The sequence below is a fragment of the Petrimonas sulfuriphila genome (assembly GCA_038561985.1).
Taxonomy (GTDB): domain Bacteria; phylum Bacteroidota; class Bacteroidia; order Bacteroidales; family Dysgonomonadaceae; genus Petrimonas; species Petrimonas sulfuriphila.
The window spans coordinates 343,074-367,268 of sequence record CP073276.1 but is presented as its reverse complement, the minus strand read 5'-3'; the positions used below and the strand labels follow the sequence as shown (position 1 = coordinate 367,268).

The 24,195-nt window shown below is 45.5% G+C and carries 28 protein-coding genes; 23 read left to right on the top strand and 5 right to left on the bottom strand.

Annotation, left to right across the window (positions count from 1 at the left end):
* The first annotated feature begins 33 nt into the window (after nt 1-33).
* From KCV26_01470 to KCV26_01435, 8 genes are all read left to right on the top strand, one after another.
* Nucleotides 34-2,013, top strand: a complete 1,980-nt coding sequence (locus KCV26_01470) for an OmpA family protein (GenBank protein ID WZX37090.1) — start codon at nt 34-36, stop codon at nt 2,011-2,013.
* Between the two features lie 75 nt (nt 2,014-2,088).
* The gene (locus tag KCV26_01465) at nt 2,089-3,012 is read left to right on the top strand and encodes a J domain-containing protein (protein WZX37089.1); all 924 of its coding nucleotides are present in this window, start codon (nt 2,089-2,091) and stop codon (nt 3,010-3,012) included.
* Nucleotides 3,009-3,302, top strand: a complete 294-nt coding sequence (locus KCV26_01460) for a hypothetical protein (protein ID WZX37088.1) — start codon at nt 3,009-3,011, stop codon at nt 3,300-3,302. Before KCV26_01465 ends, KCV26_01460 begins: the two co-directional genes overlap by 4 nt.
* Nucleotides 3,303-3,345: 43 nt before the next feature.
* A complete protein-coding gene (locus tag KCV26_01455) occupies nt 3,346-4,248 on the top strand; it encodes a DUF4835 family protein (GenBank protein WZX37087.1) in 903 nt (300 codons plus the stop codon).
* A 7-nt stretch (nt 4,249-4,255) separates the two neighbouring features.
* Entirely contained in the window at nt 4,256-5,956 is a 1,701-nt protein-coding gene (gene recN, locus KCV26_01450; GenBank protein ID WZX37086.1) for a DNA repair protein RecN, read from the top strand.
* A 28-nt stretch (nt 5,957-5,984) separates the two neighbouring features.
* Nucleotides 5,985-6,737: a 23S rRNA (guanosine(2251)-2'-O)-methyltransferase RlmB gene (gene rlmB, locus KCV26_01445; protein WZX37085.1), complete on the top strand. Its 753-nt coding sequence runs from the start codon at nt 5,985-5,987 to the stop codon at nt 6,735-6,737.
* An 11-nt stretch (nt 6,738-6,748) separates the two neighbouring features.
* Complete coding sequence (locus KCV26_01440; GenBank protein WZX37084.1) at nt 6,749-7,126, top strand: RidA family protein; 378 nt, start codon at nt 6,749-6,751, stop codon at nt 7,124-7,126.
* Nucleotides 7,123-7,497, top strand: coding sequence for a YccF domain-containing protein (locus KCV26_01435; protein ID WZX37083.1), 375 nt, complete (start codon nt 7,123-7,125; stop codon nt 7,495-7,497). Before KCV26_01440 ends, KCV26_01435 begins: the two co-directional genes overlap by 4 nt.
* On the opposite strand, the gene tatC is transcribed toward KCV26_01435, so the two are convergent.
* Both tatC and KCV26_01425 read right to left on the bottom strand, forming a co-directional pair.
* Nucleotides 7,498-8,322, bottom strand: coding sequence for a twin-arginine translocase subunit TatC (tatC, locus tag KCV26_01430; protein ID WZX37082.1), 825 nt, complete (start codon nt 8,320-8,322; stop codon nt 7,498-7,500). It lies immediately after the preceding gene.
* 98 nt (nt 8,323-8,420) lie between these two features.
* Entirely contained in the window at nt 8,421-8,630 is a 210-nt protein-coding gene (locus KCV26_01425; protein WZX37081.1) for a twin-arginine translocase TatA/TatE family subunit, read from the bottom strand.
* A gap of 279 nt (nt 8,631-8,909) precedes the next feature.
* Between KCV26_01425 and KCV26_01420 the strand changes: the two genes are divergently transcribed.
* The 15 genes from KCV26_01420 to KCV26_01350 all read left to right on the top strand — a co-directional run bounded on the left by KCV26_01420 (nt 8,910) and on the right by KCV26_01350 (nt 21,087).
* The gene (locus tag KCV26_01420; protein WZX37080.1) at nt 8,910-10,361 is read left to right on the top strand and encodes a family 10 glycosylhydrolase; all 1,452 of its coding nucleotides are present in this window, start codon (nt 8,910-8,912) and stop codon (nt 10,359-10,361) included.
* 74 nt (nt 10,362-10,435) lie between these two features.
* Nucleotides 10,436-10,924 (top strand): transcriptional repressor, encoded by a 489-nt coding sequence (locus KCV26_01415; GenBank protein WZX37079.1) that lies wholly within the window; start codon nt 10,436-10,438, stop codon nt 10,922-10,924.
* Between the two features lie 86 nt (nt 10,925-11,010).
* Nucleotides 11,011-11,187 carry a four helix bundle protein gene (locus tag KCV26_01410; protein WZX37078.1) on the top strand — a complete coding sequence of 59 codons (177 nt, stop codon included), beginning with the start codon at nt 11,011-11,013 and terminating at the stop codon, nt 11,185-11,187.
* 117 nt (nt 11,188-11,304) lie between these two features.
* On the top strand, nt 11,305-12,567 hold the full coding sequence (locus KCV26_01405) for an adenylosuccinate synthase (GenBank protein WZX37077.1): 1,263 nt from the start codon (nt 11,305-11,307) through the stop codon (nt 12,565-12,567).
* Nucleotides 12,568-12,587: 20 nt separating this feature from the next.
* Nucleotides 12,588-12,884 (top strand): hypothetical protein, encoded by a 297-nt coding sequence (locus tag KCV26_01400; protein ID WZX37076.1) that lies wholly within the window; start codon nt 12,588-12,590, stop codon nt 12,882-12,884.
* A gap of 81 nt (nt 12,885-12,965) precedes the next feature.
* The gene (locus KCV26_01395) at nt 12,966-13,649 is read left to right on the top strand and encodes a zinc metallopeptidase (GenBank protein ID WZX37075.1); all 684 of its coding nucleotides are present in this window, start codon (nt 12,966-12,968) and stop codon (nt 13,647-13,649) included.
* A gap of 390 nt (nt 13,650-14,039) precedes the next feature.
* On the top strand, nt 14,040-14,756 hold the full coding sequence (locus KCV26_01390) for a pirin family protein (GenBank protein WZX37074.1): 717 nt from the start codon (nt 14,040-14,042) through the stop codon (nt 14,754-14,756).
* Between the two features lie 67 nt (nt 14,757-14,823).
* Nucleotides 14,824-15,774, top strand: a complete 951-nt coding sequence (locus tag KCV26_01385; GenBank protein WZX37073.1) for a TIGR01777 family oxidoreductase — start codon at nt 14,824-14,826, stop codon at nt 15,772-15,774.
* Nucleotides 15,775-15,777: 3 nt separating this feature from the next.
* Nucleotides 15,778-16,314 carry a DUF1697 domain-containing protein gene (locus tag KCV26_01380; protein WZX37072.1) on the top strand — a complete coding sequence of 179 codons (537 nt, stop codon included), beginning with the start codon at nt 15,778-15,780 and terminating at the stop codon, nt 16,312-16,314.
* 8 nt (nt 16,315-16,322) lie between these two features.
* Nucleotides 16,323-16,889, top strand: coding sequence for a YdeI/OmpD-associated family protein (locus KCV26_01375; protein WZX37071.1), 567 nt, complete (start codon nt 16,323-16,325; stop codon nt 16,887-16,889).
* Nucleotides 16,890-16,920: 31 nt separating this feature from the next.
* Nucleotides 16,921-17,283, top strand: coding sequence for a DUF1801 domain-containing protein (locus KCV26_01370; protein WZX37070.1), 363 nt, complete (start codon nt 16,921-16,923; stop codon nt 17,281-17,283).
* 1 nt (nt 17,284) lies between these two features.
* A complete protein-coding gene (locus KCV26_01365; protein ID WZX37069.1) occupies nt 17,285-18,127 on the top strand; it encodes a VOC family protein in 843 nt (280 codons plus the stop codon).
* A gap of 177 nt (nt 18,128-18,304) precedes the next feature.
* On the top strand, nt 18,305-18,739 hold the full coding sequence (locus KCV26_01360) for an SRPBCC domain-containing protein (GenBank protein WZX37068.1): 435 nt from the start codon (nt 18,305-18,307) through the stop codon (nt 18,737-18,739).
* Between the two features lie 82 nt (nt 18,740-18,821).
* Nucleotides 18,822-20,612 carry a gamma-glutamyltransferase gene (locus KCV26_01355; GenBank protein WZX38289.1) on the top strand — a complete coding sequence of 597 codons (1,791 nt, stop codon included), beginning with the start codon at nt 18,822-18,824 and terminating at the stop codon, nt 20,610-20,612.
* 55 nt (nt 20,613-20,667) lie between these two features.
* Nucleotides 20,668-21,087, top strand: a complete 420-nt coding sequence (locus KCV26_01350; protein ID WZX37067.1) for a VOC family protein — start codon at nt 20,668-20,670, stop codon at nt 21,085-21,087.
* 35 nt (nt 21,088-21,122) lie between these two features.
* Here the strand turns inward: KCV26_01350 and KCV26_01345 are convergent, their stop codons facing one another.
* The 3 genes from KCV26_01345 to KCV26_01335 form a co-directional block, all read right to left on the bottom strand.
* Nucleotides 21,123-22,385 (bottom strand): PQQ-dependent sugar dehydrogenase, encoded by a 1,263-nt coding sequence (locus KCV26_01345; GenBank protein WZX37066.1) that lies wholly within the window; start codon nt 22,383-22,385, stop codon nt 21,123-21,125.
* A 249-nt stretch (nt 22,386-22,634) separates the two neighbouring features.
* Nucleotides 22,635-23,624, bottom strand: a complete 990-nt coding sequence (locus tag KCV26_01340) for an aldo/keto reductase (GenBank protein WZX37065.1) — start codon at nt 23,622-23,624, stop codon at nt 22,635-22,637.
* A 104-nt stretch (nt 23,625-23,728) separates the two neighbouring features.
* Nucleotides 23,729-24,187 carry an 8-oxo-dGTP diphosphatase gene (locus KCV26_01335; GenBank protein ID WZX37064.1) on the bottom strand — a complete coding sequence of 153 codons (459 nt, stop codon included), beginning with the start codon at nt 24,185-24,187 and terminating at the stop codon, nt 23,729-23,731.
* Between the last annotated feature and the right edge of the window lie 8 nt (nt 24,188-24,195).

Below are 24,195 nucleotides of genomic sequence, written 5' to 3'. Positions count from 1 at the left end.
CCAAAACCGAGTTATTAAGAAAAACAACCGGATTTGCTACGAACTCGAAAAATATACCCTTTATGCTTTCTGGGAGTGTTGTTGCTGGTTTCGTGCCGGTCAGCAAGCCTGAGCGATGCCCGGACGCAATACCTTAGGGGAGAGTATTTTTTGGCCTCCGAAACCTATCGAAAAGTGTATCGGGGCATCAAGCCCGATCAGCGTCCGTTGCGCGGAGTGGTAGCTTACGAAATGGCGGAGGCCTACCGCCGGATGAATGTCGCTTCCCGTTCGGCTAACGCGTATGCCAGCGCTATCCGGTACAAGTATCCCGATACGCTGGTTTATTTGCGGTATGCGCAAATGCTGCACAAAGAAGGAAGATACCTGCAGGCACAAAAGGCTTACGAGGATTTTCTTGCCTTGGATCCGGTAAATGTGTTGGGAGTGAACGGATTGCAGGGAGTGAAAGATGCGATGGAGAAAAAGAAAGCGCCGTCGCGTTATGCGGTAAAACGGATGGATCTGTTCAACTCGAACCGCGGAGAGTTCAGCCCGGTGTTTGCAAAGGACGATGCCGTACTTTATATCACCTCTTCGCGCGAGGATGCCCGGGGCGATTCAATCAGCAACATCACAGGGATGAAGAACAACGATATTTTCGTTGTCACCAGAAACGATAAGGGCGAATGGCTGAAGCCGGCGATTTTGGAGTCGGAAATCAATACCCGTTTCGATGAAGGAACGCCTTCGGTTTCCGCAGACGGCAACTACCTTTTCTATACGTTCTCTCCCGTTCATCTTAGCCGGGCAACCACTCCCGGGATTTACTGTTCACAACGCGGTAGCGGTGGCTGGAACGCCGGGCAGGAGTTGACTCTGTCTGCAGGTGACACGCTTTCGGTTTTCGCGCACCCTTCCGTTTCTCCGTTGGGCGATTATCTCTATTTTGTTTCCGACATGCCCGGAGGATACGGCGGAAAAGACATCTGGCGTGCCGGGATGGATGGCCTCACCGTACTTTTTACAGAAAACCTGGGCCCGGAGATCAATACGCCGGGCGATGAAATGTTTCCGTACATTAAAAACGACACGACGCTGTATTTTTCGTCTGACGGACACCCGGGAATGGGGGGGCTGGATCTGTACGAAGCCAACTTGCATGGCAGCAGCAAACGGTGGAGGGTCCAGAACATGGGTGTCCCCATCAATTCATCCATGGACGATTTTGGCATCACTTTCGAGAAAGGGAAGCGTCGCGGTTTTTTCAGCTCAAACCGTAACGATGCACGTGGGCGCGACCATATCTATTCGTTTGAATACCCGGATGCAGAGATTTTCGTGGAGGGTTTTGCAGTGGATATGGAGGATAAGTTCATTCCCAATGTCAAGGTTTCGGTTGTTGGTGATAACGGTTTCCGACACGAATACATTACCGGGCAAGACGGAGCCTACCGTTTCCGTGCGGACAGGAACGTGAATTATCTTTTTCTGGCCTGCGCAGAAGGGTTTCTGAACAGGAAGAAAATACTAAAAACACCCGTCGAGGAAAAGGATACCGTTTATTTCGTGGATTTTGAAATGATCCCTTACAACAGGCCCGTTATCCTCGAAAATATTTTCTATGATTTTGATAAGGCGGAGTTGCGTCCCGAGTCAAAAGAAGAACTCGACGGACTTACAAGCCTGTTGAATGACAATCCGTCAGTAACCATCGAACTTTCCGCGCACACCGACAGGAAAGGTGGTGAGGAGTACAATCAAAATCTTTCGTTACGCCGCGCACAATCGGTGGTACGGTACCTTATCGGCAAAGGGGTGGATGAGCGGCGATTATCGGCGGCAGGTTTTGGAAAAACACAACCTAAAACGGTCTCTGCTGCCATTGCTGAAAGATACGGTTTCCTGAAAGAAGGAGATAGGCTGGATGAGGCGTTTATCGAAAAGCTGACGCCCGAGGAACAGGTGGTTGCCGACCAGATTAACCGGCGGACAGAATTCAGGGTAACCGGCTCATCTTTCGGATTATTCTGATCGTTATATTTTCGTGTGAAGGAGTAGTAATAGAGGCGCATTTTTTACTATATTTGTATTATAATAGTTTTAAAAATGGCATATATCGATTACTACAATATTTTGGGTGTGGGTAAAAATGCGTCGGCCGACGACATTAAAAAAGCGTACCGGCAAAAGGCGCGCAAGCTGCATCCGGATTTGAATCCAAACGATAAGGAAGCGCACAGAAAATTCCAGCAGCTCAACGAGGCCAACGAAGTGCTGAGCGACCCCGAAAAACGTACTAAATACGATAAATACGGAGAAAACTGGAAACACGGCGAGGAGTACGAAAAAGCGCAACAGCAATATCAACAGCAACAGCGTCAATGGAGCGGACAACAGGCTGGACAAACTTTCTACACCGAAGGTGATTTTTCGGACACCGATTTTTCCGAGTTTTTTCATTCGATGTTTGGAAGTGGTTTCACACAAAGGGAAACCAGACATGCGAACAGAAAGTACAAAGGAGGGGATTATCAGGCAGAATTGAGGTTATCGCTCCGCCAGGCCATGTATACCCATAAGCAAACGCTTAACCTTGACGGGAGAAACATCCGCATAACTATTCCTGCCGGAGCTGCAGATGGACAAAAGATAAAGCTTGCCGGATACGGTCAGCCGGGAATAAACGGCGGCCCTAACGGGGATTTATACATTACGTTCGCTATTGAAGATGATCCGGAATTCAAACGGCTCGGCAACGATCTGTACACATCGGTTCATGTTGGGTTGTACACGGCTGTTCTCGGTGGAGAAGTGAAGGTGAATACGCTTGACGGACAGGTGAAAATGAAGGTAAAGCCCGGCACACAGCCAGGAACGAAAGTTCGTCTGAAAGGCAAAGGGTTTCCGGTATATAAAAAGGATGATCAGTTTGGCGACCTTATCGTGACAATGAAAGTGGAGGTACCTCAAAACCTCTCGTCAAAGGAACAGGAATTGTTTGTCGAATTATCTAAACTGAACCAACGATGAACGAAAAAAGAATTTTATACAGCGAGTGCATCCGTATTTATGAAGTGAAAGAATCGTTCCTCGATTCGCTGGGCGAACTGGGGTTAATTCGCCTGTCGGATTCCGGCGACACCCGGTTTGTGGAATACGACGAGCTGGAAGAACTGGAACAGTTTGTCCGCTGGCATAATGATATGGATATTAATGTGGAAGGGATTGAGGCGTTGTATCATATGCTTGTTAGGGTGAAATCACTTCAGGCCGAGGTCGATAATTTGCGAAACGAATTGCAGTTTTACCGTTCGTTGTAATTGAAATAATTTCAATATAAGAAACCACCGTCAGGCATAAGTTATGAAGAATGCCGTATTTTCCGTTATTTTCTTGTTGGGAGCTGTTGTTTGTACTACGGCGCAGAATCTCAATGCTACTGTCTCTGTCAACAGTGCCCGAATACAGGGCAACCGGCAGTTGTTCAACACTCTCGAAGAGCAATTGAGGATATTTATAAACGATGGGAAATGGACGGACGTGAATTCCCCGGCGCATGAAAAGATCGATTGCTCGTTTGCCCTCATCATCAATGAGATGCCGTCTCCCACGTCGTTTAGAGGAGAATTGCAGGTTCAAGCAAGAAGACCCGTTTCCGGTGCATCATGCAATACGCCGTTGCTGAATTATCGTGAACCTTCCTTTTTGTTCGATTACACGGAATATCAGCCGTTAGAGTTCAATCCCGACAACATTTCCAACAACCTGGTTGCGACCATTGCCTTTTATGCCTACCTTATTCTCGGACTCGATTATGATTCGATGTCGCCTCTGGGAGGAACGGATTGTTTCCGTCGGATGCAAACCCTGGCCAGCAACGTTCAACCCAATAACTGGAGCGGATGGGAAGCGTTTGGAGGTGAGCGGAACAAGTATGCCATTGCCGTTGCTTTCAACGAACCCGTATTTGAAGATTACCGCCGGATGTGGCACGATTACCACCGGGCAGGATTGGATGAAATGGCGGTAAACAGTGAAAAAGGTCGTCAAAAAGTTGTAACTTCGCTGCCTGTAATCGCTTCGCTATACGCCCGTCTGCCCAACTCTGTTTTGGTAACCCTTTTCGGCAATGCCAAACTGGACGAACTGGTAAACGTCTTTACTGGCGCTCCGGAGCAGGAAAAGCGAGCGGCATATGAAATGCTCCGGAATATTTACCCGACGCAGACAGCCGTTTTGGAAAGATTACAACGAACAAACCGTTAGGAAAATTATGCTGAAATCGCTTGCAATACAAAATTATGCGCTGATAGACTCGCTCCAGATCGATTTTGATAAGGGTTTTTCAGTCATCACCGGAGAAACCGGTGCCGGAAAATCCATTATATTGGGTGCACTTTCGCTGATTTTGGGACAACGTGCCGATAATCGTCATATCAAGCAAAACGAGCAGAAATGTACCATCGAAGGTATTTTCGATCTTTCAAGGTATGGTTTGCAAGATTTTTTTGAAGAGCGGGATTGGGAATATAATCCCGATGAATGCATCCTGCGCCGCGAAATCTGGACGACCGGGAAGTCGCGGGCTTTTGTGAACGACTCCCCTGTTTACCTGAATGACCTGAAGGGACTGGGCGATAGATTGATAGATATCCATTCACAGCATCAGAACCTGTCGTTAAACGATAACTTTTTTCAGTTAAACGTATTGGATATTCTTGCCCGTACAAAAACGGAGAAAGAGGCGTACCAAAAAGCTTTCAAGGAATATCAGGCGAGCAGGAAACTGCTGCTCGAACTGCAGGAGCAATCGCAGAAAAACAAGGAAGAGGAAAATTATTTTCAATTCCAGTTCGACACATTGGCCGGTGCAAAACTACAGGCGGGAGAGCAGGAAGAACTGGAAGCCGAACTGGAAACCATAACGCATGCCGAGGAGATTAAAGCTTCGCTTTTTGCAGTAGTAGATACATTCTCGGGTGAAGGTGACGCTGTAGAGCAAAAATTAAAATCGGTAACCGATGCGTTGAAAAGTATCCGGCATGTTTTTCCGAAAGCAGCCGAATTGGAGCAGCGGGTGGAGTCGGCTTATATCGATTTAAAAGAGGTCCGGATTGAAGCCGGGAAGCATTTCGAAGAAACAGATTTCAATGCCGAACGGCAACAACAGGTGGAGGAGCGGTTAAGCGTGATATACGATTTACAGAAGAGGCATTCGGTGAAATCGGTTGAGGAACTGCAGGAGATACAGAGGCAGCTGGATGAAAAGCTGCAAGACATCCTGTCGCTGGACGAACAAATAGAGCAACTTGAAAAAGAGGTATTTGAAAAACAACAGCTGATGTTGCAAAAAGCCAGGGCTTTGAGCGAAAAGAGAAAATCGGCTACGCAGCCGGTAGAGGAGCAGCTCACGGACATGCTTGTTTATCTGGGAATGCCTAACGCGAGGTTCACATGCGATATTACCACCAAAAACAATCCCGATTCTAACGGAAAAGATGCTGTCGGCTTTCTTTTCTCCGCCAATAAAAACACACCGTTGCTGCCTGTTTCCCAGATTGCATCCGGCGGAGAAATCTCTCGACTGATGCTTTGCCTGAAATCGATGATTGCCGGAGCAACAGCACTGCCAACGGTTATTTTTGATGAAATTGACACGGGTACTTCGGGTGAGATTGCCGATAAAATGGGCACGATCATGCGCGAGATGGCACACGACATGCAGGTAATCGCCATCACCCATTTGCCGCAAATAGCAGCCAAAGGAACAAGGCATTACAACGTTTACAAAGAGGATAGTGCTGAGACTACGGCAACCTATATGCGCCTGTTGCCGCAAAACGATAGGATTTCGGAAATAGCCCGGATGCTTAGCGGTGCGGAAGTTACTGCTCAGGCTGTAGAAAATGCCAAGGTGATGCTGAGAGAAGGACAAATCACAAATCACAATTCACAATTCATAATTCATAATTAGAACTACCGTCAACTTGTCAACCCAAAAAATGAAAGAAAAAGAGATGATTTTCGGCATCCGTGCCGTGATTGAAGCGGCGGAAGCCGGAAAAGATATTGACAAAGTACTTGTTAAGCGCGAACTGTCGGGTGAACTTTTCAAAGAACTGCAAGAGGTGTTGCGCCGGTACGAAATCCCGATGCAGAAAGTCCCGCTGGAGCGGATCGACAGGATCACCCGTAAAAATCATCAGGGTGTTATTGCCTTTACTTCGGCAGTTACCTACCAGAAATTGGACCAGATTGTCCCGTTTCTGTACGAGCAGGGGAAAAACCCGCTTATTATCGTGCTTGATGGAATTACCGATGTGCGTAACTTTGGGGCCATTGCCCGTACATGCGAAGTTGCAGGCGTAGATGCCATAGTGATTCCGGCGCGCGGAAGTGTGTCGGTAAATGCCGATGCCATAAAGACGTCGGCCGGAGCATTACACATCATTCCGGTATGTCGGGAAAATAGCCTGAAAGAAGCCGTTGTGTTCCTGAAAGACAGTGGAATAAAAGTAGTTGCCGCCACCGAAAAAGCGGCAAAAAACTATACCGAAGCAGACATGTCCGTACCTGTAGCCATTTTAATGGGATCGGAAGACGAAGGTGTTTCTCCCGAAATCCTACGCATATGTGATGAGTTGGTAAAGGTTCCACAGTTTGGTAGCATTCAATCGCTCAATGTTTCGGTGGCAGCGGGTGTAATGATTTATGAGGTGATAAGACAAAGGGCGGTCTTAACTGTCCACTATTAAACTATTTAAAAATGAAAAAAATAATTTCAACAAAACGTGCTCCCGCGGCAATTGGTCCTTACAACCAGGCAATTGAGGTGAACGGAATAATTTTTATTTCCGGACAGATCCCTATTAATCCGCTGACCGGAGAGCTGGTCCCCGGAGGAGTGAAAGAGCAAGCAGCTCAATGTTTCAAAAACATCCGGGCTATTTTGGATGAAGCCGGACTTACAACTGAAAACATTGTGAAAATTACCGTCTTTCTGGGCGACATGGCTTACTTTTCCGAGATGAACGAGGTTTACGCTTCGCAGTTCGATGGGGATTTCCCTGCCCGTTCGGCCATAGCTGCCAAAGGTCTGCCCAAAAATTGCATGGTGGAAATTGAAGCAATCGCCGTACGATGAGGACACTGGGAAATGTGATCTGGATTGTTTTCGGAGGTATATTCATTGCCGTCGAATACGTTATAGCCAGTGTTGGCCTGATGGTTACAATAATAGGTATTCCTTTCGGCTTGCAATCGCTGAAACTGGCAGAGATGGCCTTGTTGCCGTTTGATAAAAAAGCGGTACAAAACCACACAACTTCGGGGTGCCTGGCGCTTGTTATGAATATAATCTGGTTCTTTATCGGCGGCTTGCCCATCGTGCTCACGCACCTGTTTTTTGGCCTGTTGTTTTACATCACCATCATCGGTATTCCTTTCGGAAACCAGCATTTCAAACTAATGAAACTGGCGTTTTCTCCGTTTGGAAAAGTAATTGTGAACCGATAATTAGTCAACGACTGCCGGCAGGTTCTCTTCTATTTCTTCGGGCGGGTCTTTTTTTACCACAAATGCACTTATCTCCCAAAGCATGTAAAGCGGTATGGTAACCACAATGAGCGAAAATGGATCGCCCGAGGGGGTAATTATGGCTGCCAGCACCATAGAACCTACCACTGCGTGTTTGCGGTACTTGCGGAAGAAAGATCGGTAAATGAGTCCGAGACTGGATAAGAGCCAGAAAACAAGTGGCAACTCGAACACCACGCCCATAATGAGGATAAGGGTGTAGAAATTACTCATGTAGGAATCCAGCGAAATGGTGTTTTGGATTGCATCGCTTAGTTGAAAAGTAATGAGAAATCGGAAGATCAAGGGGAAAACCATAAAATAGCCAACCAGGCAACCGATCACGAACATTACTCCACCGAACCCGAAAGCCATCTTTACCCCTTTGGTCTCGTTTTCGTACAGGGCCGGGCTGATAAAGCGCCAGAGTTCAAACAGAATATAAGGTATAGTCAACAGGACAGCAAATGCCAGGGAGGTGGAAATATAGGTCATAAACTGCGTGGTCATGTTGATATTCAACAATTCGACATTAAAAGAGTCAGCAGAAAAATCAGGAAGGAAAGGTAGGTACTCTCCGGCTTTTTCAAAGAAACGATAGGTGATAAAGTCGGAAGATCGGGGTGCAAGAATTACCGAGTCGAAAATACGTGGAATAAGGATAAATCCAGCAATAGCCAAGATAAGCACTGCGCCGATAATCCGAATCAACGTCCAGCGGAATTCCTCGAGATGGTCCCAAAAGGACATTTCTTTCTCTTTCATGCAACCAACAGATTATAGAATTTAATCTCGGAAAAAACCCACAAAAACGCGGATTAATCCCGAGAACGGACGATTTTTACAAAAACGGGTAAATCAGGTTACTGATTGCTAGGAGTTGATGTTTTTTTGTCGGCCGGATCGGCTTTGATATCTTCTTCAATATCGTTCAGTCCCTTCTTGAAACTGTTGATGCCTTTTCCGAGCCCTTTCATAAATTCAGGGATTTTCTTTCCACCAAAAAGAATCAGGACAACCAAAATAATAATGGGAATTTCCCATCCGTTTAAATTAAAAAGCAGTGGATTCATAGGTTTTATTGTTAGTTTGTTAATTTGTTTACGAATACTATATTTTCACAAAAGTAGAATTAATTATTAAGTTTCGCAATAATATTAAGATAAAGTTTCGTAAAAAGGAACGTCAACTGATTTTCGTATGGCGGTCACGCATAGTCAAGTATTGGAGTCCGGTCGCTGCGTGGAACTGATTGGTTTTGCCGGTTCAAAATGTTAACATTCAAAAAATGTACGTAGACACTCTATTTTTGTTTTAAATTTGTGTCGTTAAGTTTAGAACGGTTATAATTAATGAATAAAACATGTCTGCTTCTCATCGTTTTTCTGTCTGTTGCGATGGGAGTTTTTTCTGTTAACCCCCCTGCTTCTGAAGTTCGGGCGGTTTGGTTGACAACAAATTACGGGCTTGACTGGCCAAGGAATAAAATCAGTCAGGAGATGCAAAAAAGAGAGCTTGTCGTTATCCTCGATAATTTGCAAAAACACAATTTCAATACAGTCCTGTTTCAGGTCCGGGCCAGGGGAGAAATGTTTTATGATTCAAAAATTGAGCCGATGGCATCGGTCGTTGTACCATCCGCTCACGGGAAACCTCAATTCGATCCGCTGGCTTTTGCCATAGAAGAGTGCCATAAGCGCGGTATGGAGCTGCACGCCTGGATGGTAACTTATCCGTTGGGATTAGACAAGCACGTGAGAAGTTTGGGCGCAAGATCGATAACAAAGAAGAATCCATCCATAACCAGGAAATACCGTGGCGAATGGTTTCTTGATCCGGGTAATCCCAAAACAGACGACTATCTCTTGTCCATCGTCAAGGAGATCGTTTCGAATTACGATATTGACGGAATTCATTTTGATTATATCCGGTATCCGGACAACACAGGTAAGTTTCCTGATGCCGGTATGTACAGGCTCTACGGTAAGGGGAAAACGTTGCAACAATGGCGTAGGGATAACATTACCCGGTTTGTGACCAAAGCTTACGACTGGGTGAAAAGTCAAAAAAAATGGGTGCAGGTCAGCAGTGCTCCGCTGGGACGGTACAGGGCGTTGGGAAATACCGGGGCTGGATGGACGGCTCTGGAAACTGTTTTTCAGGATGCCGCCATGTGGCTGAAGATTGGCAAACACGATGCCCTTTATCCGATGATGTACTACAAAGACCATCTTTTTTATCCGTTCGTTGACGATTGGCTGGAGAACGGGAACAGGCGTATCATCGTACCGGGATTGGGGACTTATCAGATGATAGAACTGGGATGGAGCCGGCAGGATATCGAGAACCAGATGGATTACACAAGAAAGAATGAATCGGCCGGACAGGCATACTTCAGAGCCGATAATGTGCTTTCGAACACCAAAGGGATTTTGAATACCCTTGACCACTACTACCGTTATCCGGCAAAACTGCCTGCGATGACATGGCTCTCGGATGAAGTTCCCGAAGCGCCGCAGGACTTAACAGCCGAAAATGTTGACGGAAGACTTCAGTTGAATTGGAAAACCGGTGATGCCGGAGCTCGTGTCACTTACAATGTTTACAGGAGTGAATCGGAGGATTTTGATGTAAACAAAGCTGAAAATATCCTTGCCACGGGATTGAGAAATCCTTTTTTTGAGTATGCTGCTTCCGTGGATGAAAAAGGCTATTATTATTTTGTAACGGTTTCAGATTCATATCATAACGAGAGCAAAATCTGTTATCCGGCATTTTTTGTTCATTCCGAAACGGTGAAATGAATTTAAATGTGTATCTTTAAAAAAATATCAAAAAAATAACTTCAAGCGATTGAAAAAAGAAATATTTTTGTAGTATGGATAGCAGTCAAAAATTGAGAAAACAGGTGAAAGACGAGTTCATGCAGTATCTCTCTGATCGTAAGCATCGTAAAACTCCGGAGAGATTTGCCATACTCGATCATATTTACAACACGAAAGGACATTTCGACATGGATTCATTATACAAATCCATGGTAGACGTGAATTTCCGCGTTAGCCGTGCCACCCTCTACAATACCATTGAACTGCTGCTTGACTGTGGACTGGTGGTGAAACATCAGTTTGGAGGAAATATTTCAAAGTACGAGCGTGCTTACGGCAACGAGAATCACGATCACATTATCTGTACCAGCTGTGGGGAAGTTTGGGAATCCAAGAACGGCAACCTGTTTACTCCGGCACAGCAAAGAAAAATTAAAAAATTTACCGTAAGCTATTACAGTATGTATATTTACGGGATTTGTAGTAAGTGCAGTCACGCCAAGAAAATTGCGTTGAGAAAACTGAATAAGGAAAAAAAATAATAAAGATATTCAGACTTGTAGACTAAAAGATATTTAGAATAAGAATTGCGCATAATTTCAGGAAGTTAATTATACGGCAGAAAGCAATGGATTTCGTTACACAATGTCCTGTCTTATCAATTCCCTTAAATATTGCAGAAGGTTCTTCGAAGTACAGGACCAAAGATTTTTCGAGTTTTTGGAAATGGCGATTGGCTTTTCTTATGAGCTTGAAGCGGCAATTATTATTGCTCGAAATCTGGAATATATTGATACTGAATTGATGCATGAGAGTGTCGATAAACTTGTGAAATTACAAATAATGATTCTCTCGTTCAAAAAATAATCTAAAGTAAAGTCTATTGTCTATAAGTTTTGAGTCTTATAATCTAAAGAATAATATGAAAGTTGATGTAATTTTAGGCCTTCAGTGGGGCGATGAAGGAAAAGGAAAAGTTGTAGATGTATTAACGCCCAATTACGATATTGTGGCTCGTTTTCAGGGCGGGCCAAATGCCGGTCATACGTTGGAGTTTGAAAATCAGAAATATGTACTGAGATCGATTCCCTCGGGAATTTTTCAACCCGGGAAAATCAACATTATCGGAAATGGGGTTGTGCTGGACCCGGCTCTGTTCAAGGCTGAAGTAGAAGCGTTGGAAGCATCGGGGCATGCGTTGACCGAGCGGCTGTATGTTTCCAAGAAAGCTCATTTAATTCTGCCTACCCATCGGTTGTTAGACGAGGCTATGGAACAGGCTAAAGGAGATTCAAAAATAGGGACGACCGGCAAGGGAATCGGGCCGACATACACCGATAAAATAAGTCGGAACGGCTTGAGGGTAGGAGATTTATTCAATAATTTCGAAGAGAAATACAAAAAAGCTACGGCAAGACACATAGAGATGCTGGCGCAATACGATTTTGAGTACGACTTGGAAAAGATTGAAACCGAATGGTTTGCCGGAGTTGAGAAATTGAAATCATTCCAGGTTATCGATTCGGAACATTTTATCAACAAGTCACTCACATCGGGAAAGGGAGTGCTTGCTGAAGGTGCGCAAGGATCTATGCTTGATATTGATTTTGGTTCCTATCCGTTTGTTACTTCATCCAACACTATTTGCGCCGGCGCCTGTACCGGATTGGGTGTGGCTCCGCGAAAAATTGGCGAAGTGTTCGGGATTTTTAAGGCATACTGCACCCGGGTGGGAAGTGGCCCTTTCCCTACAGAACTGTTCGATAAAGACGGACAGCAGATGCGTGATCTAGGTCGTGAATACGGTTCCGTTACCGGACGTCCACGTCGTTGCGGATGGATTGACCTGGTAGCACTCCGCTATGCGATAATGCTCAATGGGGTGACCAAGCTGGTGATGATGAAAAGTGATGTGCTGGATACTTTCGAAACCATCAAGGTGTGCGTGGCATACAACATCAACGGACAAGAAACCGAAGACTTGCCTTTCGACATTACAGGAAACATTGAACCTGTTTTCGTAGAACTGGCGGGTTGGAAGACCGATATGACGAACATGCAGTCGGAAGACGAGTTTCCCGAAGAATTTAACGCTTATCTTTCGTTTTTGGAAGAAGAGCTGGGTGTGCCTGTTGCTATTGTTTCTGTAGGGCCGAACAGAGCTCAGACAATCATCAGGGGATAAAAACATCCGATCTGGCTTACTTGGATGAGCCGTTACCTATTGCATCGGGACAAACTATTTCTCAGATTACTACCGTAGCCCTGCAGACCGGGTTGCCTCGATGGGCTCCTTTCAACGGGATATTAATTACCTGTGGGGCACCCAAGATTCCGGAAGAACTGCTGGGACAACTTGTGACAGGAGGAAGGATGGTAGTGCCGATAGGAGAAAAATTGCAGGAGATGGTGGTGGTTGGAAAAACCGGTGAAACGGCCTACACGACTACCGGTGAAGGCTTCTTTCGGTTTGTACCCATGCTGAAAGGAACGGTGGAGTGAAAAACAAACAGGTCTAATTCGTAGAAAACATTTTATAGCTGTTTTACGTTTAACAAAAAAACTAAATAAAAAAAGAATCGCATGAGTGCAGTTTGGTTTCTATTAATTTTAATTGCTGTAGCTGGCTTTGGTGTACAAGCTATGCTCCAGAGCCGGGTTAAAAAATATTCAAGAATTCCCCTGAGAAACGGAATGACGGGTCGTGACGTGGCAGAAAAAATGCTTCACGACAACGGCATATACGATGTCCAGGTCATTTCGGTACGCGGTCAGCTTACCGATCACTATAACCCCACCAATAAAACCATCAACCTGAGCGAACCGGTTTACGGGAGCAACAGTATCGCTGCAGCTGCAGTGGCTGCTCATGAAACAGGTCACGCCTTGCAGCACGCCAAAGGGTATGCCCCTCTGAAAATGCGTTCGGCTTTGGTACCCGTTGTCAGCGCTTCTTCAAGGTGGGTTACGTGGATATTGTTGCTTGGAATTGTAACAGTATCTACCTTCCCGGCATTGTTGTGGATGGGGATCGGCTTGTTTGCCTTGACAACCCTGTTTAGTTTTGTGACGCTTCCCGTAGAAAAAAATGCGACCAACAGGGCGTTAAGGTGGCTAAGCAGCGCCGGTGTTACCGATGTAAGCAACCACTCGCAGGCCACCGATGCTTTACGGTGGGCCGGGTATACTTATGTTGTGGCTGCATTAAGTTCGCTGGCAACTCTTCTGTATTACATCATGATTGCCATGAGCGGGAGCAGGAGATAAATTTTTAATTGACGGGGGCAAAATAATATTGGACGCGGTGCGGAGAACATTCTCGAATCGAATATAGATATTGACGAGCAGGCTATCAGTTTGTTGCCGGAAAGTTGTAAAACGCTCACACTTAGGAAAGGCGAGTTTGCTTTACGTGAAGGAGAAACCTGCAAACGCGGGTAACCCAACTGCTAGGTGCTTCGGCTGAAGAGCAAGGATGATTGCTGCCTATCTGGGCATTACTCCTGAAAGTTTGAGCCGGGTGAGGGGAGAGCTGGCAGAGCGAAACTATCGCCCACGCTAAGCCTGAAGTCTTTTCTTAACATACATCAATGCACACTATAAAAAGAGCGGTTATCTTTGCATGGAGAATATTTTAAAAATCACAAAAAAGAAAAAATGAAAACAATTTATCATGCTGCAGGTAGCCGCGGCTTTGCCGATCACGGATGGCTCAAAAGTAATCATACATTCAGTTTTGCCAATTATTACAATCGCGACAGAATGCATTTTGGTGTTTTGCGGGTAATCAATGATGATTTCGTGGATAAGGGAAAAGGTTTCGGTACGCACCCGCACAACGATATGGAAATAATATCCTTGCCGCTCGAGGGTGAGCTCGAACATCGCGACAGTATGGGCAACGGAAGCATTATCCGTCAGGGAGACGTGCAGGTTATGTCGGCTGGAACAGGGATTACGCACAGTGAATTTAATGCCCGTCAGGATCAGCCGGTAGAATTCCTGCAAATCTGGGTGTTCCCGAGAGAGAAAGGCGTCAAGCCGCGTTACGATCAGGTCCGTATTGCCGATTTAGCCAAACCCAACGATTTTCAGCAAATTGTTTCTCCGAATCCGGACGGCGACGGTGTATGGATACATCAGGATGCATGGTTTCACCTCGCCAATTTTGACAAGGGGGTTACGAAAGAATATGACGTAAAGAAGAAAGGTAACGGAGTATATCTATTTGTGATTAGAGGCAAAGCCAAAGTTTCGACCCAAACGTTGAACGAGCGTGACGGTTATGGAATTTGGGATATCGGTAGTTTTACGCTTGAAGCTCTTGAGGATTCCGAGATTCTTTTGATGGAAGTCCCCATGGAATTACCTTGAAATTATGGATAAAGAAGGCAACCAATTGCTGTCTTTATTTGTTTACCATGAAATTAACTGCACTGCGATGAAAACAATTTTAATAACAGGTGGATCAGGTTTAATAGGAAGAAAACTTTCACGGTTGCTTGTTGAAAAAGGATACAAAGTGATTTGGCTTAGCCGTGAGCGATATGTAAAAGCTGATATACCCCGGTACAGGTGGGACTATCGTCGAAACGAAATAGAGAAAGAGGCCGTGGAACTGGCCGATATTATTGTCCACCTGGCCGGATCGAATATCGGGGAGGACTCGTGGACAAGGCAGAAAAAACAGGATATCGTGGAGAGCCGTGTTCAAACCGCACAACTCTTGCTCGACACAATAAAATCTATGGATAAAAGGCCCGAAGCTTTTATCTCGGCTTCGGCAATCGGGTATTACGGATTGAAAATAACCAACAACCTGTACTCGGAGGAGGATCCTTCTACCGAAAACGATTTTCTGAGCCGGACCTGCCGTAAATGGGAGAATGCTGCTCTCCGTTTTCAGGAAGAGCTCAATATCCGGACAGTCGTGTTGCGTACAGGATTCGTGATTTCAAAAAACAGCGATGCCTTCAGGAAAATGGTTTTGCCCACCCGTTTTGGGCTGGGTGCACCTATTGGGAGCGGCAGGCAATATTTGACGTGGATACATATCGATGACCTTTGCCGTATGTATTTGAAAGCTATTGAAGATGTAGATATGAAAGGCGTGTACAATGCTGTTTCCCCGGAATTTATCAGTAATGCCGATTTCATGCATACGTTGGCAAATGTGATGAAACGGCCTTTTTTTATGCCGCACGTACCCTCGTTTTTAATGCGTCTGATTATGGGAGAGGCTGCCGGTATGATTCTAGGGGGAAGCCGCATTTCATCCCGGAAAATTCAAGATGCCGGTTATGAATTTCAGTATGATACTTCGGAGAAAGCGATGAAAGCTTCGTTGAAAGCCATAAAGGAGAGGGAGAACAAAAAAAGAAAAAGAAATTAACCGGTGACAAAATATATCGTGCTTCTTCGGGGCGTAACACCCACCGGGAAAAACCGGGTACCGATGGCGCAACTTCGACAGTTGCTTGCTGAGAGTGGTTTCCAGAATGTACAAACGTGGATTCAAAGCGGAAACGTGATCCTCTATTCGGAACTTTCAGTAGAAGAAGTAGTGAAGAGAGTGAATAAAATCATCAAAGAGAGCATCGGTGCCGATTTGAAAATTATCGTGAAAACGCCTGCTGAGATTGAAACGGTAATTGCTGAAAATCCTTTCGGTAAAAGATACGATATTTCCCGGGTTTTCTTTACGCTTTTCAACGATACTCCCGATATTAATCTTGTTACAGCCCTGCAAGCACAGGATTTTGGCCCAGACGAATTCATTTTCACCCCGCACGCCATTTATCTTTTCATTCCCGGCAGTGCTGCTAAAACCAAGCTCAATAACAACTTTCTCGAAAGAAAATTAAAAATTGACACCACAACCCGTAATTTTAATACGTTGTCGAAACTCATAGCTCTTAGCTCTAACCCCTAGGCCTCATAATGGAAATAACAAAAGCAGTATATTTCGATTCGCGCGAAGACTGGCGTCAATGGTTGTCGGAGAATTTTCGTAAAGAAAAGGAGATATGGCTTATCTACCCCAATAAATCGACAAGGAAACCGCGTATTTTATACAACGATGCCGTGGAGGAGGCTTTATGTTTTGGTTGGATCGACAGTACGATGAAAAAATACGATGAAACTCACACTGCTCAGCGATTCTCGCCCCGGAATCCTAAAAGTACCTACTCTCAACCCAACAGGGAACGACTTCGGTGGTTGGCAGAGAATAACTTGTTACACCCTGAAATTTACGAAAAAGTAACAAACATTTTATCGGAAGAATTTGTTTACCCATCAGATATTATCACAGCATTGCAAGCCGACAAGGAAACGTGGCAAAACTTTCAAAGATTCTCTGAAGCTTATAAAAGAATCCGGGTAGCATATGTCCACGATTCACGCAGCCGTCCCGATTTTTTTGCAAAACGTCTGGCCAACCTGTTAAAGATGACAAAGCAAAACAGAAAAATAATTGGACACGGCGGAGTAGATAAGTATTATTGAGACAATCCAGTCTTTAAAAAGAGTAAAGTCAATGAGTAGCCCCGAAAACATCGATCAATATATGGCCGGCTTTGATGCTGAAGTACGGAAAAAACTGAGAACAATTCGAGAACTGGTCCACGATACTCTTCCCGAAGCTGTAGAATCTATCAGTTACCAAATGCCTGCCTTTAAATATAACGGAAAAATTCTGGTGTATTTTGCAGCATTTAAAAACCATATCGGATTTTACGCCACGCCTGAATCCAATTTGGCATTCAAAGAAGAATTGTCGGAATACAAAACCACCAAAGGAACTATTCAATTACCTTACGACAAGCCGCTTCCGATAGAATTACTTCGCAAAATCATTTTGTTCAAAGCGGCTTCCAACGAAGTAAAAAAGAAAAAGTAATATGAACAATACCATTTATCCTTGCATTTGGTGCAACAACAACGCCCGCGAAATGGCCAATTTTTATTGCAGCACTTTTCCTGAAACCACCGTAATGGATGAAAATCCTGTGGTGGTCATGCTCGAAATGTTTGGCCAGAAACTGATGCTGCTTAACGGTGGCGACAAGTTCAACCCCAATCCGTCTATTTCGCTGATGTTTCTTACGATGTTGGAAAAGCGAGTTGAAGAGATTTGGAATAAGCTCATACAGGAAGGGAGGTCGATGATGCCGCTTGACGCCTATCCCTTTAGTCCGAAATATGGCTGGGTACAAGATAAATATGGCGTTTCGTGGCAGTTATACACGGCACGCGATGAAAACCATATCCTCCAGAAAATAGTGCCGACGCTGATGTTTACCGGTTTTCAAAACGGACGGGCAATGGAGGCCGCGCATTTGTACACATCACTTTTTCCCAATTCGGAAATCCATGGTGTAATGTACTATGCTGAAGAAAGCGGTGAGCCTGAATCCAGCGTGCAGCACGGAGAATTTTTCATCAACGATTATCTGTTGATGATGATGGATAGCTCACAGGAACACAATTTCAGTTTTTCCGAAGGTGTTTCGCTTGTGGTTGAGTGCGATTACCAGGAGGAAATCGATAACTATTGGAACGTGCTTACATCGAATGGCGGAGAGGAAAGTATGTGCGGATGGCTAAAAGATCAATTCGGAGTCAGTTGGCAAATTGTTCCTGCCGAGCTGGGTGGATGGATGAAAAAATCAACAAAGGTGATGGCAGAAGTATTGAAAATGAAAAAATTGGATATTGATACATTGAAAAATGCCATAAAATAATAACTTCTAAACATGGATCTTTTGCCGATTATGCGGTGATCGATAAACAAAGTACTTTTTTTGTTTTGTTGGAAGAACCGTCGGGTGCTGTCATCGGGATAATGCTGGGAAGTGCGTATCAATATAGAAATTTGATGATATTTTTTGAGGTGTTTAACCGTTTATCTGAACAATCGTATGTATAAAAAGCAAATTTCAATAAACACAAGCGTTGATAAAGTGTGGAACGCACTGACGCAACCGGAAGAAATGCGAAACTGGTATTTCAGTATTTCGAATTTTGAAGCGACGGAAGGTGCCGTATTCGACTTCATTGTTTCTTTTACCGATGAAGCCGGAGAGCATAGTTTCCGTCATTTATTCAAGATACTCGAAGTGATCCCTAACGAAAAACTGAGACATACCTGGGAGCATCCCGGACATAGTGAGGGAACTTCCACGCTTACCTGGGAGCTTATTCCCGGAGAGGAGACCACTACCGTGATCCTTACACACGAGGGGAACGAAAGTTTTCTCGATGAGGGCAGCAAATATTTCACTGCGGAAAGCTACACTGCCGGATGGAACGATATTCTGCAAGGACTGAAGGACTATCTCGAAAATGAAGTTTAGAATAATCTTTTTTTCTCTCTTGGTAACGATGGCCATTTCTGCGCAGCGTACCCAGAAGCCGGAATTACACGGGAAACACTGGATGGCCATCACCGGAAAAAGCCTGGGAGCCTCGGCAGGAGCCATGATCTTTCAGCAGGGTGGTAATGCGGTGGATGCCGCCTGTGCTATGTTGGGAGCTACCTGCACGTTGTGGGATGTGCTAAGCTGGGGTGGCGAGACGCAAGCCTTGATCTACAATCCAAAAACGGAAAAGGTGATCGCTATAAATGCCCTTGGCGTTGCACCTACGGGAGCTACCGCCGGTTTCTTCAAAGATCAGGGGTGTGATTTCCCTCCCGAATACGGCCCGTTGGCTGCCGTCACACCCGGTACGGCAGGCGGTTTGTGTTATATGCTTGCCAACTACGGTACGATGAGCCTGAAGGATGTTTTGGCTCCTTCTATTGAGCTGGCGAAAGGATTCCCGGTTGATGTCCCTTTCGAAACCAGCGTCTCGAGGGACAAAGAACGATTGTCACAGTGGAAATACAGCAAAAAGGTTTTTATCACCAGACCGAGTGAAGAAAAAGAAACGCCGGTGTCGGGGGAGATTTTTGTTCAGGAGAATTTGGCGGAGACCTTGCAAAAACTTGTTGACGCAGAGCAACAGGCCCTGAAAGAAGGTATAAGCCGGAAGGAGGCCATAATGGCCGCTTACGACAGGTTCTACAAAGGAGATATTGCAGCGGAGATTGTTCGGAGCGTACGAGAACAGGGAGGGCTGTTTACGATGGAAGACCTGGCCCGCTGGAAGCCTGTTGAAGAAGAACCCCTACACACGAATTACAAGGGAATAGATGTGTTCAAGCTGCAGTCGTGGACGCAAGGAGCGGCAATGCTGCAAAGCCTGAACATCCTGGAAAACTTCGATTTAAGGCAAATGGGGTATAACAGCCCGAAGTATATTCACACGGTTTATCAGGCCATGAACATGGCTTTTGCGGATCGTGATTTCTATTACGGTGATCCCTATGTTCATCCCGATATTCCCATCAAAGGATTATTGAGCAAGGAATATTCCAGAAAGCGGGCGTCCGAAATGTGGCATGATAAAAATAACCCGTCGGTTGGGCCCGGGGACCCGTATCCGTTCGAAGGAAAGAAAAATCCATTTATAAAGATTCTGAAGGAACGCGGATTTGACCGGGACCCGGTAGAAGACAGGGATTTTGTTCCCAAGCACGATGTCGTTTCGCTCTCAGAGATGGACTCCCTTTATCAGGACAGGTTACATCGGGGAACAACCTCAATAGTAGCTGCCGACGCTGAAGGATGGGTGGTCTCGGTCACACCTTCCGGTGGATGGATTCCTGCCTGCATTGCCGGAAGCACAGGAATAGGGTTGAGCCAGCGGATGCAGAGTTTCGTTCTCGACGAATCGCTTAACCCATTCAACGTGGTGGCACCTGGAAAACGTCCGAGGGTTACGCTTACACCCAGCCTGGCGTTGAAGGAGGGAAAGCCGTTTCTGGCTTTTGCCGTACAGGGTGGAGATACACAAGAACAAAACCTGTTGCAGTTCTTCCTGAATATAGTGGAGTTTGGAATGAATACGCAGCAGGCGGCTGAAGCCGCAAATATCAACTCCAACCAGTTGTGGTTGTCGCTGGGCGGCACAAGAACTGAAGATCGTAGTCCCAGGGCAGGGCAGATTTTACTCAACACACAAACGCCCGGTCCGACCCGTCAGGAGTTAACGGCAATGGGATATATGCTGCAGTTTTCTGATCGGACAAGCGGACCAGTGAATGCCATTTATTTCGACCGGAAGAACGGGACTATGCGCGGTGGAAGCAGTAACCACGGCGAGGATTACGGAATTGCGTGGTGAGTAGTAATGATCCATTACATCACAAGTTTGTAACAATTTAAAAATCAAAAAAATTATGGCTAAATTAAATCCTTACCTCAATTTTGACGGTACTTGCGAAGAAGCATTTCGTTTTTATAAAGTTGTTTTTGGCGGTGAATTTCTGGGAGATGTTCACAAAATGAAAGACATCCCAGGCATGGAAATACCTGAAGAAGCCAAAAACAGGATTATGCACGTAGCACTTCCTGTCAGAAATGATCTTTTAATGGGTTCTGATGTGTTTCCGGGGCAACCGTTTGTTCAGGGGAATAATAACTATATCAGCCTCTTTCCCGAAAGCAGGGAAGAGGCTGACCGTTTATTCGGAGCTTTGTCGGAAGGCGGTGAAGTGGAAATGCCTATGGCTGACCAGTTTTGGGGTGATTATTTCGGAAGCTTGAAAGATAAATTTGGAGTCTACTGGATGATTAATTATAATTCTGCAAATCAGTAATCTGTCTGGTTTATTGCCCGCTGTTCCGGGTTATTTCATTTCTTCGCAATCCGGTACAGCCGGCCTTCATCGGTAACGGCATAAATTGCTCCATCCTTTCCATCGCCGACATCTCGAAATCGTTGATTTTCGCCGGCGAGCAGTCTTTCTTCACCGATAACTTTATTGTCTTTCAGGACTATTCGGGCTATGTGTTTGCTGTTCAACCCACCTATAAACAGGTTGTTCTGCCATTCTGGAATTGCACTGGAAGAATAGAATGCCATTCCGCTGGGAGAGAGGACAGGATCCCAATAATATACCGGCTGTTCCAGTCCTTCTTTTTGCGTAGCTCCACCACTGATGGCAGCACCGCTGTATTCAATTCCATACGTGATGGTTGGCCATCCGTAATTTTTGCCGGGTTTGACCAGGTTGATTTCATCACCGCCTCGCGGCCCCATTTCCGATAACCAGAGTTCCTGGGTAAGCGGATGGATGTCGAGTCCTTGTGGATTTCGATGCCCATAGGAGTAAATCTCGGGCAATGCACCTTCTGTATTGATAAACGGATTACCGGCAACCGGTTTCCCTTCGGTGGTGATATGAATTACTTTCCCGTGTCCGGTATTGAGTAATTGTGCATTGGGCCTTGTTCTCAAATCCGATCGTTCACCGGTGGAAACGAAAATATTTCCACGCTTGTCAAAAACGATGCGGCTTCCGAAGTGCATGCTATTGTCGAAGTATGGAACGGCCCTGAAAATGATCTGAAAATTCTCGATGGTTGTTTCGTCAGCAGAGAGCTTGCCCTTACCCACTGCTGTAAGCGATCCTTGCGTTGTCTTTTCGGCAAGGGTGAAGTAAAGCATCCTGCTGGCCTCAAAATCGGGAGCCGGAGCTACGTCGAGCAACCCTCCCTGGCCCCTGTCGTCAACGGCAGGAAATCCGGAGATGGGGGGGCTGACTGTACCCTCAGTGGTGGCTATGCGCATTGTGCCTCCTTTTTCAGTGATGGCTAACCTCCCGTCAGGAAGGGCAGTAACAGCCCAGGGGCTCGCCAATCCGCTTGCAATAACCTTAGCTTCGTAGGGAGTGGTTGTTTTCACCCCTGCAATCCGGGTTTGCCCTTCAAACGCGGGCTTGTAATTTGTATTGGCTTTCCCTGTCTCTACCGGAGGCAATGTCCCCGCCTGAGGTTCTTGCTCCGTCGGTGTCTGGTCGATATCCCCTCCATCGCTATCCTTTTGTTCAACGCAGGAGGCTGACGCAAAAAACCATGCCAGCGAAATTATCGCTGCAAATTTAAAATGTTTCATTACCTGTGATCTTTAATGTTAAATTATACCCGCATTTTTGTTAAGCTAAATGAGTAAAGCCAAACTCGTTTGGGCTTTGCCATAGCGAAAAAATGCCTAATGAATATGAACTATTTCGTTAAGCGAGAGCAGAGCAAATTTATTTGATTTGCCGAGCGCAGAATTGAAAATCGAGGATCGAAGGCGACTCAAATAGTCTGATGAAATCGAATTCTTTTGTTGGAGCCGTTTTTCGTAACGGTTCCTTGTTTATGTCCTCGGGTCGAAGAACGGATAATCCTTTACGGCCAGAAATTCATTGTCTAGCAATGTTTTTTCTTTTTTCGTTAAAGGACTGTCCAGGATTTCTTCGATATTGTCTACACAGAACGAGAAATTACGAAAATCGCCCGGTGGAATAATTACGTCTGCCCCTGCCTGGAAGGTGAATTTCAGGGCTGCAATACCAAATTCCCGGTTTTCCACATCGATGGGTTTACACCACGATTTCTGGTATCTGGAGTCCTGTTTCTCGTCTTCCATCCAACGGCGGTGGATCAATCCTTTAATAGCCAAAACGCCCATTCCTCGCCTTTTTGCCTCGTTTACAGCTCCGGCTCCCCATCCGTCTAATTTAATCATTTGCCAGTTGGTGGGGAACATGATCGTGTCGAAGTCGTACATCGACATGGCCCGGATAGCCTGCTCCTGCGAGTGTGCCGAAAAACCTACTTTGCGGATCCGTCCGCGTTGTTTTTCTTTTTCTACCATCTCCATAATACCGTCTGGTCCGAAAATTTGTTCCGTATCTTTCGGCGTGCTGATGCTATGTAGTTGATATACATCAAAATAATCGGTCTGCAATAATTGCAGTGATTTCTCAAACTCCTTTTCTGCACCTTCACGTAATCGTTGAGTGGTTTTGCATGCCAGAAAATTGTCTTTCCGGTAGGGCTTTAACGAATTACCCAGCTTTTCTTCCGCATCTCCGTAACTGGGAGCCACGTCAAAGTAGTTGATCCCCCTGTCCAATGCCCAGGCCACATAGTTGTCTGAAGCCTTTTGTCCGTCCTGCATGGATACGATTCCACCATAAACTACCGGATAAACTTCGAATCCGGTTTTTCCCAGCTTTCTTTTTATTGTGCCGGTTTTCTTCGGTTTGGCCGTAGTGTCGGCAAACGTTGTGGAGACCACTCCTGAAGTGCCGATGGCTACTGCTCCGGCAATACTTTTCCTGATAAATTCTCGCTTGTCCATAGTTTTTGTTTAATGTTATAACAAATAAATATACAAAGTAGTTTAAGACATGGGCACCAAAACCTTAACTACCTGTTGGCAGGGGTTGATTTGGATAGCTTCGTCTAAAACCATTTGATGTCTGGGTTGTATCCGCTTTCATTCCATACCTGGAACCTTTCCGTGTTTTTCTCCTCAAAAAACATAGGCAGCCGGTCGATAAATCTGTCGGACAAATTTAAAACGGGTAGCTCTTCGGGGGTTACCCAGAAGACCTTTCCTTCCTCTGTTTCAGGGAGCAACTCTCCGAAGAAGTCACTTGTTTTATAATTGAAAACCAGGTGGCGATCGCCTGTTTTATCGTTGTACCAATGAACGATCCCGCACGGTCTTAAGTTGGATACCGTTAGCCCTGTCTCTTCCTTCATCTCCCGAATGGCGGCTTCCACCAGGCTTTCACCTTCTTCAACGCCACCAGCCGGGAAACTGATCCCTTTCCAGTCTAAAACCCTATCCTGTACCAGGACTTTATTAGTTTTCAAATCCTGGATCATGCACATGCATGTAAGGCTTACTTTTGCCATTTTGTACC